At 66.2% G+C, this 13,886-nt stretch carries 14 protein-coding genes; 8 read left to right on the top strand and 6 right to left on the bottom strand.

Translation table 11 applies throughout. The annotated features are described in order from the left end of the window. Positions 1 to 61 precede the first annotated feature (61 nt). The 3 genes from HPC46_RS07460 to HPC46_RS07450 all read left to right on the top strand — a co-directional run bounded on the left by HPC46_RS07460 (position 62) and on the right by HPC46_RS07450 (position 3,308). Entirely contained in the window at positions 62 to 844 is a 783-nt protein-coding gene (locus HPC46_RS07460) for a GntR family transcriptional regulator (protein ID WP_218893834.1), read from the top strand. A 239-nt stretch (positions 845 to 1,083) separates the two neighbouring features. Further along, complete coding sequence (locus HPC46_RS07455; RefSeq protein ID WP_325096592.1) at positions 1,084 to 2,556, top strand: DHA2 family efflux MFS transporter permease subunit; 1,473 nt, start codon at positions 1,084 to 1,086, stop codon at positions 2,554 to 2,556. Further along, on the top strand, positions 2,553 to 3,308 hold the full coding sequence (locus HPC46_RS07450) for a dihydrofolate reductase family protein (RefSeq protein WP_179468368.1): 756 nt from the start codon (positions 2,553 to 2,555) through the stop codon (positions 3,306 to 3,308). Before HPC46_RS07455 ends, HPC46_RS07450 begins: the two co-directional genes overlap by 4 nt. Here the strand turns inward: HPC46_RS07450 and HPC46_RS07445 are convergent. After that, positions 3,302 to 4,084 carry a TIM barrel protein gene (locus HPC46_RS07445; protein ID WP_179468366.1) on the bottom strand — a complete coding sequence of 261 codons (783 nt, stop codon included), beginning with the start codon at positions 4,082 to 4,084 and terminating at the stop codon, positions 3,302 to 3,304. The genes HPC46_RS07450 and HPC46_RS07445 overlap by 7 nt on opposite strands. Positions 4,085 to 4,202: 118 nt before the next feature. On the opposite strand from HPC46_RS07445, the gene HPC46_RS07440 reads away from it, so the two are divergent. The 3 genes from HPC46_RS07440 to HPC46_RS07430 are packed head-to-tail and all read left to right on the top strand — an operon-like array spanning position 4,203 to position 7,089. Then, the gene (locus HPC46_RS07440; RefSeq protein ID WP_179468364.1) at positions 4,203 to 5,189 is read left to right on the top strand and encodes a substrate-binding domain-containing protein; all 987 of its coding nucleotides are present in this window, start codon (positions 4,203 to 4,205) and stop codon (positions 5,187 to 5,189) included. An 18-nt stretch (positions 5,190 to 5,207) separates the two neighbouring features. Further along, positions 5,208 to 6,266 (top strand): ABC transporter permease, encoded by a 1,059-nt coding sequence (locus HPC46_RS07435; protein WP_179468362.1) that lies wholly within the window; start codon positions 5,208 to 5,210, stop codon positions 6,264 to 6,266. Between the two features lie 19 nt (positions 6,267 to 6,285). Continuing rightward, positions 6,286 to 7,089, top strand: a complete 804-nt coding sequence (locus tag HPC46_RS07430; protein WP_218893852.1) for an ATP-binding cassette domain-containing protein — start codon at positions 6,286 to 6,288, stop codon at positions 7,087 to 7,089. A gap of 1 nt (position 7,090) precedes the next feature. On the opposite strand, the gene HPC46_RS07425 is transcribed toward HPC46_RS07430, so the two are convergent. From HPC46_RS07425 to HPC46_RS07405, 5 genes are all read right to left on the bottom strand, one after another. Beyond that, positions 7,091 to 7,597, bottom strand: a complete 507-nt coding sequence (locus HPC46_RS07425; RefSeq protein WP_179468358.1) for a nitroreductase/quinone reductase family protein — start codon at positions 7,595 to 7,597, stop codon at positions 7,091 to 7,093. 42 nt (positions 7,598 to 7,639) lie between these two features. Continuing rightward, positions 7,640 to 8,617, bottom strand: a complete 978-nt coding sequence (locus HPC46_RS07420) for a Gfo/Idh/MocA family protein (RefSeq protein ID WP_179468356.1) — start codon at positions 8,615 to 8,617, stop codon at positions 7,640 to 7,642. Positions 8,618 to 8,678: 61 nt separating this feature from the next. Next, complete coding sequence (locus HPC46_RS07415; RefSeq protein WP_179468354.1) at positions 8,679 to 9,560, bottom strand: sugar phosphate isomerase/epimerase family protein; 882 nt, start codon at positions 9,558 to 9,560, stop codon at positions 8,679 to 8,681. After that, entirely contained in the window at positions 9,557 to 10,564 is a 1,008-nt protein-coding gene (locus HPC46_RS07410) for a Gfo/Idh/MocA family protein (protein WP_179468352.1), read from the bottom strand. The genes HPC46_RS07415 and HPC46_RS07410 overlap by 4 nt, the downstream gene beginning before the upstream one ends. Beyond that, positions 10,561 to 11,721, bottom strand: a complete 1,161-nt coding sequence (locus tag HPC46_RS07405; RefSeq protein WP_179468350.1) for a phytanoyl-CoA dioxygenase family protein — start codon at positions 11,719 to 11,721, stop codon at positions 10,561 to 10,563. The genes HPC46_RS07410 and HPC46_RS07405 overlap by 4 nt, the downstream gene beginning before the upstream one ends. Positions 11,722 to 11,802: 81 nt before the next feature. Between HPC46_RS07405 and HPC46_RS07400 the strand changes: the two genes are divergently transcribed. Continuing rightward, positions 11,803 to 12,807 carry a LacI family DNA-binding transcriptional regulator gene (locus HPC46_RS07400; protein ID WP_179468348.1) on the top strand — a complete coding sequence of 335 codons (1,005 nt, stop codon included), beginning with the start codon at positions 11,803 to 11,805 and terminating at the stop codon, positions 12,805 to 12,807. Positions 12,808 to 12,914: 107 nt separating this feature from the next. Then, positions 12,915 to 13,760, top strand: coding sequence for a PfkB family carbohydrate kinase (locus tag HPC46_RS07395; RefSeq protein WP_325096591.1), 846 nt, complete (start codon positions 12,915 to 12,917; stop codon positions 13,758 to 13,760). Positions 13,761 to 13,886 lie beyond the last annotated feature (126 nt).

Genomic DNA, 13,886 nt, shown 5'->3' with positions numbered 1-13,886 from the left:
TGCCCCGGGCCACAGCGGGTTGTCAATACTTTGTCCTGACATTCTATCTTTTGGTCAATCGATGTTAGACTTCAGCTACTGTTGGGGTTTCGAGTTCGAGATCGGAGTCGATGTGCCGTTGGCGGTTGAACTGGACAGGTCAAGCCCTGTTCCCCTCTACTATCAGCTTGCCCAGGCCATCGAGGCCGCCATCCGCAGTGGCGAACTCGCCCCCGGCGACCGGTTCGAGAATGAGCTGGCATTGGCCAGCCGGCTGACCCTGTCGCGGCCCACCACCCGGCGTGCGATCCAAGAGCTCGTCGACAAGGGCTTGCTGGTTCGCAAACGCGGCGCCGGAACCCAGGTCGTCCAGAATCCGGTGCACCGGCGCGTCGAGTTGACCAGCTTGTTCGACGACTTGTCCCGGGCCGGCCAGGAGCCGACCACTCAGCTGCTGGAGTATCACGTCGGCCCGCCCGGCGATGACGTCGCTCGCGAACTCAGCCTCGCCGAAGACCGTGAGGTCGCCTGCATCAAGCGGCTGCGGTGCGCCAACGGTGAGCCGCTGGCCCTGATGATCAACTACCTCCCGGTCGAGATCGCCCCGGACGCCGAGGAACTCGAGCGCAGCGGCCTTTATCAATCGCTGCGTGCCCGCGGCGTGCACATCCGGCTGGCCAGCCAGCGCATCGGCGCCAAGGCTGCCACCCGCAGCGAAGCCCGGCTGCTCGACGAGAAGCCCGGCGCCCCGCTGCTGACCATGGATCGCACGGCGTTCGACGACTCCGGACGTGCGGTCGAGTTCGGTACGCATTGCTATCGGGCCTCCCGGTACTACTTCGACACCACGCTCGTCGACCGCTGACCCCAATTTCATGCGATTGTGCGTCTGCTCGCACATGAATTCGCGAATTGGGCGAACAGATCGCATTTGGTCGCAAGTGCGCCAACGACTGGGAAAATGCACACCGTGCCGGTCGTATTCGTAGCCGGTTTCCCATGAGGTGAGCTGGCGGCAAACATGCCCCGTTCGGATGTGAAAAACAGCCGCTTTCTTAGGTTTTCACGAATTGTGAATTCGAAGAGTCAACGCTGGCATTGCGTGTGACAATTTCACTTTCCGGCTGCGTCGACAACGGCGGGGGGACAGTGACCGAGAGCCACCTGTTCCGCGCGTTGTGGGTCATGATGATCGGCCTATTCCTGATCGTGGTCGACTCGACCATTGTCGCGGTCGCCAACCCGGTGCTCAAAAACGAGTTCGGCGTCGACTATGACTCCGTCCTGTGGGCGACAAGCGGCTACCTGCTGGCATTTGCCGGACTGCTGTTGGTCGGTGGACGGTTGGGCGATCGATTCGGGACGAAGTACATCTATCTGCTCGGGCTGGCGATCTTCAGTGGAGCGTCGGTCTGGTGTGGCCTGTCGACGTCGCTGACGATGCTGACCGCCGCACGGGTCGTCCAAGGTATCGGCGCTGCGCTGTTGGCACCGCAGATCTTTTCCACGATCACCCGCACCTTTCCCTCCGACCGGCGTGGCATGGCGATGGCCGTCTGGGGCGCGACCACGGGAGTGGGCTTGTTCGTGGGCCCGATCCTCGGCGGGGTGTTGATTGACGAGCTGGGCTGGCAGTGGATCTTCCTCGTCAACGCTCCGATCGGTGTGGTGGGCATCGCCCTGGCGGTGTGGCTCGTCCCGGCACTGGCGGGCCGGCATCTGCGCTTCGACCTCCTCGGCGTGCTGCTGTCGGGTACGGGCATCTGCCTGATCGTGTACGGCCTGCAAGAAGGTGAGAACGCCCAGTGGTCGGCGTGGATCTGGGTGGTGATCATCTGCGGGTTGGCGTTGATCACCGCATTTTTCGGCTGGCAGGCCGTTCATCCGAATGAGCCACTGGTTCCGGTGGCACTGATCGCTCATCGGAACTTCGTTCTGTCCAATGCCGGAATCGCACTGGCCAGTTTCACGTTCGTCGCCTTCGTCATCCCGCTGATGATCTATTTGGAAGAGGTGCGGGGGCTGCCGCCCGTCCGCGCCGCCCTGCTCACCGCGCCCATCGCCATCGCCACCGTTGTCCTGGCGCCGGTGGTCGGGCGTCTCGTCGATCGGGTGCATCCGCGTCCGATCGTCATCGTCGGCTTCGCACTGCTCGCGGTCGCGCTGTTCTGGCTAGCGAGCGATATGAGGACCGGAACTCCGTTGTGGCGGTTGATGTTACCGCTGGTTGTCGTAGGCGCAGCGGGGGCGCTCACCTGGGAGCCGCTGGCGGTCATCGCGTCGCGTGCGTTGCCCGCCGACCTGGCGGGGGCGGGATCGGCACTGTGCAATACGGCCCGGCACTTGGGAGCTGTGCTGTCCAGCGCCGGCACCGCGGCGCTGATGGCCGCCCTGCTGGGCGACGAACTGTCGAGAGGTGCGCTCGCCGAGGCGATGTCGCAGTCGATGTTGCTTCCGGCGATCGCCGCCGCGGTCGGCTTTCTCACCGCACTGTTCCTGGTGCGTCGAGAACGTTCACCGACCGTAGCCCGCGCCCCGGACCGTCCACTGAGCAGAGAGGTAAGCGTGTCCCGATGACCACCCTTGCCGGCGCATCACCTCTGGCACTGCACGATGCCGAGACGCTCACCGACGACGCCTTGCGCGATCTGTTCGCGTACCCGGCCGACCTCGGCAGCCCGCTGTTTCGAGCCAACTTCATCGCGAGCATCGACGGCGCGGTGACGCTCGAGGGGTCAGGACGCAAGCTGGGTACACCGACCGACCGACGGGTGTTCGGCCGGTTGCGGGAGGTCGCCGATGTGGTGCTTGTCGGTGCGACGACGGCGTGCTCCGCGCCGTATGTCGACATCGGGATGTCCCCGGAGGCACAAGCGTGGCGGCTGTCGAGGGGTCTTGCCGCCACGCTGCCGGTGGCGGTGGTATCCAGCCGCGGGATTGTGCCGCCCGCGGTGCTGGGCAATGCGACGGTGCCGCCGGTGGTCTTCGTCTCCGCGAACGCCGATCCTGTGTTGCGGCGTGCGCTCGATCAGTCCGACGCGAGAGTGATCGAGCTCGCGGGGGACCGGATCAGTTCGGCGGCCATCCGAAGCGCGCTCGGGGAATTGGGCCTACATCGGGTGCTCGTCGAGGGAGGTCCCACACTGTTCTCGCAATTCGTGTCGGACAACGAGATCGACGAGTTGTGTCTGACCACGAGTCCCAAGCTGGTGTGCGGACCCGCGCGTCGCATTGCCGCAGCGGACCAGCACGTCGAGATCAACATGCAGCGCAGAGGGATCCTGGCCGGTGCCGACGGAACCGTGATCGTCCGCTGGGCGCGCTACTGAATCGCAGAAAACGCTGCGCGGAAGTCCGCCAGCGCCTTCTCACTGTCGCCCGAAGCCCAGGCCTCCATGCCGATCGGGCCGGTGTAGCCCATCTCGCGCAGTGCCTTCGCGATAGCGGGGTAGTGGATCTCGCCGGTGCCGGGTTCGCAACGGCCGGGGACGTCGGCCACCTGGATCTCACCGATCGCTTCACCGCATCGGCGGACCAGCTCCACGAGATTCCCCTCGCCGATCTGGGCGTGGTAGAGGTCGAGCATCATCTTGACGTTCGGATGGCCGACTCCCTCGACGAGCGCCAGGGTGTCCTTGGCACGGGCGAGCGGGACACCGGGATGGTCGACGATCGTGTTGAGGTTCTCCACACAGAAGGTCACGCCCGCGGCGGCGCCGAGTTCGCCGATCTGCTCCAGCGCGCGGTGCGCCGACAGCCACATCTGGCCGGTGGCCCGCTGTCGCGGGCGGGCAGCCTGGCCGTCCACGAGCTCGGCGGTGTGCAGATTCAACCGCGGAACACCCAGTGTCTCAGCCGCTTTGATGCTCAATTCGGCGGTCCGGACCACTTCGTCCGCGCTCGCCGGATCGATCAGATCGCCGTGCAGGTAACCCGTCATCGACGAGAACCGCGCCCCGGTGCCTGCCAGCGCCGCCAGGTCTTTGTCGTGCCAGCTCCAGATCTCGACCGCGAAACCGAGCTCGTCGATGCGCCGCACGCGCTCGAGGATCGGCAGATCGCGAAACACCATCTCTGCACAGACTGCCAGTTCAAAGCCGCTCATGGCAGCACCCTAGCATTTGACATGCGGTCCTAATGTCCGAACAAAGTCTTGACTTTCGGCTGTGAGCCGTATTACATCGAGGGATCAGCGTGTCGTGCGCGATGGACAAGGAGTCGTCATGAGGTTCACTCGGCTAGCGGCCACGGCAAGCGCGGGAGTGCTTGTCATCGGGCTGGCTGCCTGTTCGGCCACCGGCGGTAAGCCGCGGGACAACGGCGCAGGTTCCGGCGGCGGCACCGTCGACACCCCCCGGATGACCATCGCGATGATCACTCATGAGGCACCCGGCGACTCGTTCTGGGACCTGGTCCGTAAGGGTGCCGAGACGGCTGCGAAGAAAGACAACATCGAGCTTCGTTACTCCAGCGATCCCGAGGCGCCCAACCAAGCGAACCTCGTCCAGAGCGCCATCGACAGCGGTGTGAAGGGCATCGCGGTGACGCTCGCCAAGCCGGACGCGATGAAGGCTGCCGTCGAAGCCGCCGAATCCAAGGGGATCCCCGTCGTCGCATTCAACGCCGGGCTGGACGCCTGGCAGGCAATGGGGGTCAAGGAATATTTCGGGCAGGACGGCTACATCGCCGGACAGGAGGCCGGTAAACGGCTGCAATCCGACGGCGCCAAGAAGGTCGTTTGCGTGATCCAAGAACAGGGCCACGTGGACCTCGAGGCGCGCTGCGCCGGGGTGAAGAACGCCTTCCCGGCTACCGAGGTGCTCAACGTCAACGGCAAGGACATGCCGTCGGTGGAGTCGACGATCACCGCCAAGCTGCAACAGGATCCGGCCATCGACACGATCCTGACACTCGGTGCGCCGTTCGCGCTGACGGCCGTCCAATCGGTCAAGAACGCGGCCAGCAATGCCAAGGTGGCCACCTTCGACACCAACGCGGCGTTGGTCGACGCGATCCAGAAGGGCGACGTCCAATGGGCCGTCGACCAGCAGCCGTATCTGCAGGGATATCTGGCTGTCGACTCGCTGTGGCTCTACCTGAACAACAAGAACATCATTGGTGGCAATCAGCCGACGCTGACCGGGCCGTCCTTCATCGACAAGTCCAATATCGACGCCGTGGCCGAACTGGCCAAGGGCGGAACCCGATAGCGATCGGCGGGAACAGACATGACTACGCAAGCAGATCTCGAGGTCGCTGACCACAAAGTCGTTCGCGACGAACGCGTCAAGGAACGAAACCGGCTGCAGCGCCTGCTGATCCGGCCCGAAATGGGCGCTGGAATCGGCGCCGTCGGGATCTTCGTCTTCTTCCTGGTCGTGGCCGAGCCGTTCCGGCAGGCCTCGTCACTGGCCACTGTGCTGTATGCCAGCTCCACCATCGGGATCATGGCCTGCGGCGTGGCGGTGTTGATGATCGGCGGCGAGTTCGATTTGTCGACGGGCGTCGCGGTGACGTTCAGCTCGCTGGCGGCCTCGATGCTGTCCTACAACCTGCACCTCAATCTGTGGGCGGGTGCCGGCCTGGCACTGATCCTGGCGCTGGGGGTCGGCTTCCTCAATGGTTTCCTGGTGATGAAGACCAAGATCCCGTCGTTCCTGATCACCTTGAGCACCTTCTTCATGCTCGCGGGTATCAATCTGGCTGTCACCAAACTTCTTGCGGGACAGGTTGCCACGCAGAGCGTCAACGACATGCAGGGCTGGGATTCCGCGCAGAAGGTCTTCGCCTCGTCGTTCACGCTGTTCGGCGTGAGCATCCGGATCACGGTCGTGTGGTGGCTGGTGTTCACCGCGGTCGCCACCTGGGTGCTGTTCAAGACCAAGATCGGCAACTGGATCTTCGCCGTCGGCGGTGACGCGGAGAGCGCCCGCGCGGTCGGTGTTCCGGTGACCAAGGTCAAAATCGGGCTGTTCATGTTCGTCGGCTTCTGCGCCTGGTTCGTGGGCATGCATCTGCTGTTCGCGTTCAACACAGTTCAGTCCGGCCAGGGCATCGGCAACGAGTTCTTCTACATCATCGCCGCGGTGATCGGTGGCTGCCTGCTGACCGGTGGTTACGGCACCGCCGTCGGAGCCGCCATCGGTGCCTTCATCTTCGGTATGACCAACCAGGGCATCGTGTATGCGGGCTGGAACCCCGACTGGTTCAAGTTCTTCCTGGGCGCGATGCTGCTGTTCGCGGTGATCGCCAACAACGCCTTCCGTAATTACGCCGCCAAGAGGTGAGAGAGAAGTGACCGCGACCATGGATCGTCCCACTGAAGAAGCCCCGTCGGGTGGCCCGGTGCCTCTCGTCGAGCTGAAGAACGTCGGCAAGAGCTACGGCAACATCACTGCGCTCAAAGACATCTCGCTGCGGGTACACGCCGGTCAGGTGACCGGCATCCTCGGCGACAACGGTGCGGGCAAGTCGACATTGATCAAGATCATCGCCGGGCTGCATCAGCAGACCGAGGGCGACTTGCTGGTCGACGGTGAGTCCACCAAGTTCACCTCGCCTGCCCATGCCCTTGGCAAAGGCATCGCGACGGTGTACCAGAACCTCGCCGTCGTTCCGCTGATGCCGGTATGGCGAAACTTCTTCCTGGGCCAGGAGATCCGCAAGAGCAGCTTCCCCTGGTCGCTGGACGCCAACGCGATGCGCGCCACCACTCTTACCGAGTTGTCGAAGATGGGGATCGACCTGCCCGACGTCGACGTGCCGATCGGATCGCTGTCGGGCGGTCAGCGCCAGTGTGTGGCGATCGCGCGAGCGGTGTTCTTCGGTGCGCGCGTGCTGATCCTCGACGAGCCGACTGCGGCGCTGGGCGTCAAGCAGTCCGGTGTGGTGCTCAAATACATCACCGCCGCCAAGGAGGCCGGCTTCGGCGTCGTGTTCATCACCCACAACCCACACCACGCGCACATGGTCGGCGACCACTTCGTGCTGCTCAACCGTGGCCGCCAAAAACTCGACTGCACCTACGACGAGATCACCCTGGAGCACCTGACCCAGCAGATGGCCGGAGGCGACGAGCTCGAGGCGCTGAGCCACGAGCTCGGCCGCTGAGTCAGCGGGCAGTCAGCGCGAACAGCCGTAGTTCCCGGTCGGTACGGGTGCGGTACGCCTGATACATCGGGTAGGCCAGGAACCGCTGCAGTCCGCGGTCCCGTTCGGGGCCGGTCAGCAGCGTGGCCGTCACGGGGATGTCGATGCCGTTGATCGACACGACCGCGTGCGGGTCGGCGATCAGGTTCAGGCTCCAAGCCGGGTGCCGCTGCTCGCCGAAATTGCTGCCCAGGACCAACAGCCGCTCGCCGTCGCGCAGATAGCTCAGCGCCGACACCCGTTGCTGGCCCGACTTCCGTCCCGTGGTGGTGAGCAGGAGCTCGGGCATCGACGTGGGACCGAACAAGGTGTATTTGCCTTTGGTGGCGCGCAGCACCCGGCGATCCAGCGGGACGAGGGCCTTGATGACGCGTGAACCCAGTGCGGTAGAGGCGAAGGTATAGACGGGCTTGAACAGGGGCGAGATGTCTTCTCTGCCCCAATGGCCGTCGGGGAAGGATTGCGGCATGAGAGTCATCGTGCCCGATGACGGCCGGCCGCAGAACCCTGTTCAGCGCGGCGACATGCCCGCCGTGAGGTAGGCGGCGTCCACGAACTGCATGTTCTGCACCGCGTCATCGATGCCGATCGGCAGCGGTGCACCGTCAAGCACGTGCGCGGCGAACGCCTCGAGTTGATAGGTGTACGACGGCCGCGTGCCCAGGTGCTCGACCCGTGTCCCTCCCGGTGTGCGGATGGTGATCCGGTCGTCGGCGTGCGGCTTGATGAAGTCGTGGGCCAATGCATCGCCCTTGCTGCCGACGATTGTGATGGTGAACGAAAAGGCTTCTGCCATCATCGTGTTGGCGGACAGCCCGGTGGCCCCCGAGGGAAAGCTCAGCTCGACATCGCACCACTCGTCGACGCCCGGGGCGCGCTGGGAGGCGTGGGCGGCGGTGATCGATGGCCGGCCCAGCCCGCGGGCGCCGAGTTGCCGCATGATGTGCAGGCCGTAACAGCCGAGGTCCATCAACGCCCCGCCGGCCAGCGCCAGCGACCAGCGCGGGTCGCCGGCCGACGGCGCCGGCATCGCCATCCGCACCTCGACGTGCCGGATCTCGCCGAGCGTGCCGTCGCCGGCCAGCTCGAACATCCGCCGGGTCACCGGGTGGAACAGATAGTGAAAGCCCTCCAGCACGCTCACCCCGCTGCCCGCCGCCGCATCGGCGACGGCCTGGGCCTCGGTGTGGTTGCGCGCGAACGGTTTCTCGGTCAGCACCGGTTTGCCCGCCTTGATCGCCGCGAGATTCCACGGCGCGTGCAGCGCATTGGCCAGTGGGTTGTAGACGACGTCGACCTCGGGGTCCTCGATTACGTCGGCGTAGCCGGTGGCGACCCGCTCGACGCCGTAGCTGTCGGCGAACTGCTTGGCCCGCTGGGGATCTCGGGCTGCCACCACGACCAGCCGGTGGCCCAGCTCGCGGGCTGGGCCGACGATGGCGTGCTCGGCGATTCGGGACGCCCCGAGCACGCCGATCCGCAGACTCATGCAGTCCCCTCGCAGGCTCGGGCCCTGCATGCCCGCTGTTGATTCGCTCCGCAAGCGTCGCTCATGCCGGCACGCCGCCCGTAACGCTCTGCAGATAGGCGACGCTGGCCAAGACGTCACGCAGTGGGCCATCGCCCTGCGGCTCGCCGTCGAGGATGGTGTCCTGCTCGAGCACGAACCAGCCGTCGAAGCCGTTGTCCCGTAACGCCGCAACGATGCCTGCGATATCGACGTCGCCGGTGCCCAGCGGGGTGTACATACCCTGGGCCACCGCCTCGGTGTAGGTCAGCTCGCCGGATTGCACGCGGGCGGCCAGTCCCGCGTCGACGTCCTTGAGATGCGCGTGCGCAATCCGGCCGGGCACCGCGCGGGCCAGGTTCAGCGGGTCGGTGCCGCCGATCAGCAGATGCCCGGTGTCCAGGCACAGCGAGATCGACGACCCGCCCAGCACCCGGGCCACCTCGTCACCCTTCTCGACCATCGTGCCCACGTGCGGGTGTAGCACCGCGGTGATACCGCGTTCGGCGGCCGCTTCGGCAAGACGGTCCAGGTTGGCCAGCAGCGTCGACCACTGCTCGTCGTCCAGATCGGGACGCGAGTCGTACCCGTCAGTGCCGGTGGCCGCGGCCAGCACCAGCATTGACGCGCCGGTGGCCACCAGGGCTTCCACCACGCCGGCGACCTCGGGCAGCGGGTCGTAATCGGCGTCGTGCAAAACCACCGGCGCAAAGCTCCCGACGCAACTCAAGTTGTGCCGGTCCAGCAGCGCGCTCAGCTCGGCGGGCTCGCTGGGCAGGAAGCCCTCGGGTCCTAGTTCGGTCGCGGTCAGTCCGGCTCTGCCCATCTCCGTCAGGACGCGTTCGGGATCGAGCTGGTAACCCCAACCCGGCACCTCGCACACCCCCCACGAAATCGGCGCAGCGGCAATGCGAATCGGGTTCATCGGGCCTTGACCTCCTCGACACGAACCGGCGCCCCCCGGCGCAGTGACTCGGTTGCGGCCTCGGCAATCCAGGCCACCTCGACCGCGTCGGTAACGGTAGCTCCGCGCACCGGTGCGCCCTTGACGACGTCGAGAAAACCGCTGAGCTCGGTACGGAATGCCTCGGTGAACCGGTCCATGAAGAAGTGATGTGCCGGACCCTCGGGGAAAGTGTTGCGCGGATCGGTGTTTCGGACCGGTGCGCCCTGGTCCCAGCCCGCGACGACGGAGTCGTCGAAGCCGTGCACCTCCAGCCGGCAGTCGTAGCCGCGGGCGTTGTAGCGGGCGTTGGAGATGACGCCGAGAGCGCCGCCGTCGAAGCGGACCACCACGGCGGCGGTGTCGACGTCACCGTATTCGGTGAACAACGGGTCGCCCTGCACGGAGCCGGTGGCGTACACCTCGACGGCCTCCTGCCCGGTGATCCAGCGGACGATGTCGAAATCGTGTACCGCGCAGTCGCGGAAGATGCCGCCGGACCCGGCGATGTAATCCATCGGCGGGGGAGCGGGATCCATCGTGGTGCTGCGGATGGTGTGCAGTGCACCCAGTGAGCCACTGTCGACGGCGTGTTTGGCCGCGGCGAATGCGGCGTCGAAGCGGCGCTGGTAGCCCACCTGCACCGGCACGCCTGATCGGGTGATCGCCTCGGCCACTCGCGCGCTCTCGGCAGCGGTGGCCGCGATCGGCTTCTCGCAGAATGTGGGCAGCCCCTTGGCGACGGCGGCCAGGGTGAGCTCGGCGTGCGCCGGGGTGGCGGCCGCGACCACCACACCATCGATGCCCGAATTCAGCAGCTGCTCAACCGAATCCGCCGGTGTGACGCCGAATTTCGCCGCGACCGCAGTGACGACATCGGGGCGTTCGTCGGTGACGACGAGGCCGTCGACACCGGCGAGGTTGCTCAGCGTGTCGGTGTGGAACGCACCGATTCGGCCGAGGCCGATGACACCGAGTGTGGTCATGGGATTCTCCGTTCGTTCTGGTCGCACAGCGCGACGTCGAGGGCTTCGGGGGTCAGGTCGTCGGCCAGTGCGGCGAGCACCACGTCGACCTGGCTGGGCGGGGCCAGGCTGCCGATCGGCTGATCCTGGTCGAGGTTGGTGGGGAACGGATAACCCTCGGCGGTGGCCACCACCGCGTTGAGGAGTTCCGCCGCAGGGTGGCCCGCGGCCTTCATCGCCCGCAGCGCCGGGTACACCGCGCGCACCATCGCCGTGCGGTCGAGGGCCTCCATCGCACGGCCGAATGGTGACGAGATTTGCAGCAGGTTGGCCATCCGCCGCACGTCGGCGGACGTGTTGGCGCCCGCGCCGTGGTACAGCGCGGGATTGAAGAACACCGCATCGCCCTTGCACAGCGGCAGCTGCACCTGATGTGCGGCGAAGTAGTCGATGAACTCCGGTCGGTTGAACGCCATATACCCGCCCTCGAACAGCTGCGAGTACGGCAGCAGCATCGTCGGCCCGCTGTCCAGCGACATGTCGGTGTGCGCGACCGCGCCCTGCAGGGTCAGCGCCGGCGAGAGTCGGTGCACGTGGGCTGGATAGTCGGCGAGCTGGCCGGGTGCGACGAACCCGAGGTGGTAGTCGCGGTGCGGAACCTGGGCCGCGCCACCGGGATTGACGACGTTGACCTGGGAGGTGACCTGATATCGCGGGCCGAGCCAGGCTTGGCAGACGAGCGCGAGTGGGTCATTGGCGTAGTAGGCGGAATAGACGTCGGGGGAGTGCAGCGCGAGCTTCTGGGCGGCGTTCCACACGCGGTCGTTGACGCCGGCCGCGCCGAAGTGGTCGCCCGCTGCGCCGCCGGCTTGTCGCTGGGCGGAGATCAGGTCACCGAACGCCGCGTTGGCCGCGTCGACGACCGCGGCAGGAAACGCGCCGGTGAACACCACAACGCCGGGGCCGTCGGCCAGGGCGGTGATCAGCTCGGCCTGCAACGCCCGCCGGTCGACCCGCGCCATCTCGGCGGCCGAGTAGATCAAGACGTTCCGACGGACGTCGGCGGCGTGCGGGTAGGCGCTGAGGTCGGTGTCCCGCTCGGTCAGCGTCCGCAGCTCGCCGAGCTCGAATGCCGACTCGCCCAACCACGGCTGCACTCGCGCGCTCACGTCGACCATGGGGAAAGTCTTGCTGTGACTCGAACCGCAATCAACACCAGAAAACCATCAAAAACCCATCACTGCATTAGGGTGCAAGGCATGGCGCACCGATTCAAGGTCCGCGAGATCGCTCAGCAGTCCGGGCTGTCGGAGGCCACCGTCGATCGAGTGCTCAACCACCGTCCCGGTGTACGGGAGGCCACCAGGGCCGAGGTGACGCAGGCGATCGAGGATCTGGAAAAGCAGCGAGCTCAATTGCGGCTCAACGGGCGTCGCTATCTGTTCGACGTGGTGATGCAGACGCCGCAGCGGTTCTCCGACGCCTTTCGCGCCGCCGTCGAAGCGGAGCTGCCCGCGTTCGCGCCCGCGATGCTGCGGGCGCGTTTCCACCTCTGGGAGTCCGGGTCGACCGCCCAGATGGTCGAAACACTCGCGCGGATCAAGGGCAGCCACGGCGTCGTACTCAAGGCGCAAGACGAGCCCGAGGTGGCCGAGGCCGTCGACCGGCTGGTGACGTCCGGGGTGCCGGTGGTGACCTACACGACCGATATCCCGGCCAGCTCACGGTGCGCCTATGTCGGCATCGACAACCACGGCGCCGGCGTCACCGCGGCTTACCTGATGGACCAATGGCTGGGCGAGGCGCCCGCCGGCGTACTGATCACGTTGAGCCGCACAGTATTTCGCGGGGAAGCCGAGCGCGAGGTCGGATTCCGGACTGCGTTGCGCAAGTCCGGGCGCAGGATCGTCGAGGTCAGCGACAGCGACGGTATCGACGCCACCAACGAACGTCTGGTGCTCGACGCCCTCGAACGACACCCCGAGGTGGAGGCCGTGTATTCGGTCGGCGGCGGCAACACCGCGACCGTGGCGGCGTTCGACGAGATCGGAAGAGTCTGCCGGGTTTTTGTCGCCCATGACCTCGACGCCGACAACCGGCGACTACTGCGGGAGGGCCGCATTTCTGCCGTCTTGCACAACGACCTTCGGGCCGACGCCCGGTTCGCTATGCGACTGATCCTGCAACAGCACGGGGCGCTGCCCAGCGAGCCCGCCCGGCCCGTCCCGATCCAGGTGGTCACCCCGTACAACCTCCCCGGCTGACGCGCTGAGTCGTTGATTCGTGGAATTCCCGACTAGCATCTCGCGCCGACGGCGACGATGAATGCGCCCGGGCGCCCGACGCCCCAAGATTCCAGAGGAGACAACCCGTGCCAGAACAGCGCGCCGAGCTCGTTGCCGGCGTGACCGTGCTGGGCGATCTGGCCATCGACGTGATCAACGGCGGCCCGAAGACCCCGGGCGGGTGCGCGGCGTTCTCCGGCGTCGCCCTGGAGGCCACCGGCGTCCCGGGCGGCATCGTCGCGCTGGCCGCCGACGACGACCACGCACTGTTCGACCCGCTGCTGGACCGCTTCGGGTCGATGATCCGGATCCTGGCCGCGGACCGCACCAGCGCGTTCCGCCTGGACTACGAGGACCTCGACCACCGCCGGATGTCGGTGGAGGCGATCGGCCCGGTCTGGGGTGCCGCAGAAGTGGAGGCCGCGGACCCGGAGACGACGTGGGTGCATCTGGCGCCGCTGCTGCGCACCGACTTTCCCGCCCAGACGCTGGCGCTCCTCGCGCGGCGCGGCCATCTCCTCGCCTACGACGGTCAGGGTCTGGTGCGCGCCGACCAGCTGGGACCGCTGGTCGTGGACCGGCACTACCCGCCGGAACTGCTGGCGCACCTGTCCATCCTGAAGCTGGCCGAGGACGAGGCCGTCATCGTCGCCGATGGGCCGTTCGACCAGAGGACCGCGACCCGGCTGGGGGTGCCCGAGATCCTGGTCACCTACGGGTCCGAGGGCTGTGACATCTATACCGGTGACAGTTGCGTGCGGGTGCCGGCTGCCTGGCGGGTCGAGGGTGTGCAGACCACGGGGGCCGGGGACATGTTCACCACTTGTTATGTGGCAAATCGCGCGGCAGGGGCAGATCCCCGGGCCGCGGCCAAAGAGGCCAGTGAACTCGTCGCCGGTGAACTGGAGAAACGCCTGGAGACGCGCCGGTAACTGAGAGCTACCCGCGAGTAGCTTTTCTCTTAGAGAATGCCATTCTCGGAAAGTGACGAACGACACACTTTTGTCTCATCTAACCGTCGACCATGTCTGTGAGCTGTGGCTTCTGCGCAGGTGCCG

The sequence above is a fragment of the Mycolicibacterium vinylchloridicum genome (assembly GCF_013404075.1).
In the GTDB taxonomy this organism is placed as follows: Bacteria; Actinomycetota; Actinomycetes; order Mycobacteriales; family Mycobacteriaceae; genus Mycobacterium; species Mycobacterium vinylchloridicum.
The sequence above is the reverse complement of the archived record's forward strand: the minus strand, read 5'-3'. Positions and strand labels throughout refer to the sequence as shown.

What these genes read in the sequence shown, in the direction of transcription:
- HPC46_RS07420 (WP_179468356.1), bottom strand. Translation starts at nt 8,617, where the DNA reads ATGAGTCTGCGGATCGGCGTGCTCGGGGCGTCCCGAATCGCCGAGCAC.
- HPC46_RS07425 (WP_179468358.1), bottom strand. Translation starts at nt 7,597, where the DNA reads ATGCCGCAATCCTTCCCCGACGGCCATTGGGGCAGAGAAGACATCTCG.
- HPC46_RS07445 (WP_179468366.1), bottom strand. Translation starts at nt 4,084, where the DNA reads ATGAGCGGCTTTGAACTGGCAGTCTGTGCAGAGATGGTGTTTCGCGAT.
- HPC46_RS07450 (WP_179468368.1), top strand. Translation starts at nt 2,553, where the DNA reads ATGACCACCCTTGCCGGCGCATCACCTCTGGCACTGCACGATGCCGAG.
- HPC46_RS07410 (WP_179468352.1), bottom strand. Translation starts at nt 10,564, where the DNA reads ATGACCACACTCGGTGTCATCGGCCTCGGCCGAATCGGTGCGTTCCAC.
- HPC46_RS07440 (WP_179468364.1), top strand. Translation starts at nt 4,203, where the DNA reads ATGAGGTTCACTCGGCTAGCGGCCACGGCAAGCGCGGGAGTGCTTGTC.
- HPC46_RS07460 (WP_218893834.1), top strand. Translation starts at nt 62, where the DNA reads ATGTTAGACTTCAGCTACTGTTGGGGTTTCGAGTTCGAGATCGGAGTC.
- HPC46_RS07415 (WP_179468354.1), bottom strand. Translation starts at nt 9,560, where the DNA reads ATGAACCCGATTCGCATTGCCGCTGCGCCGATTTCGTGGGGGGTGTGC.
- HPC46_RS07435 (WP_179468362.1), top strand. Translation starts at nt 5,208, where the DNA reads ATGACTACGCAAGCAGATCTCGAGGTCGCTGACCACAAAGTCGTTCGC.
- HPC46_RS07400 (WP_179468348.1), top strand. Translation starts at nt 11,803, where the DNA reads ATGGCGCACCGATTCAAGGTCCGCGAGATCGCTCAGCAGTCCGGGCTG.
- HPC46_RS07430 (WP_218893852.1), top strand. Translation starts at nt 6,286, where the DNA reads ATGGATCGTCCCACTGAAGAAGCCCCGTCGGGTGGCCCGGTGCCTCTC.
- HPC46_RS07405 (WP_179468350.1), bottom strand. Translation starts at nt 11,721, where the DNA reads ATGGTCGACGTGAGCGCGCGAGTGCAGCCGTGGTTGGGCGAGTCGGCA.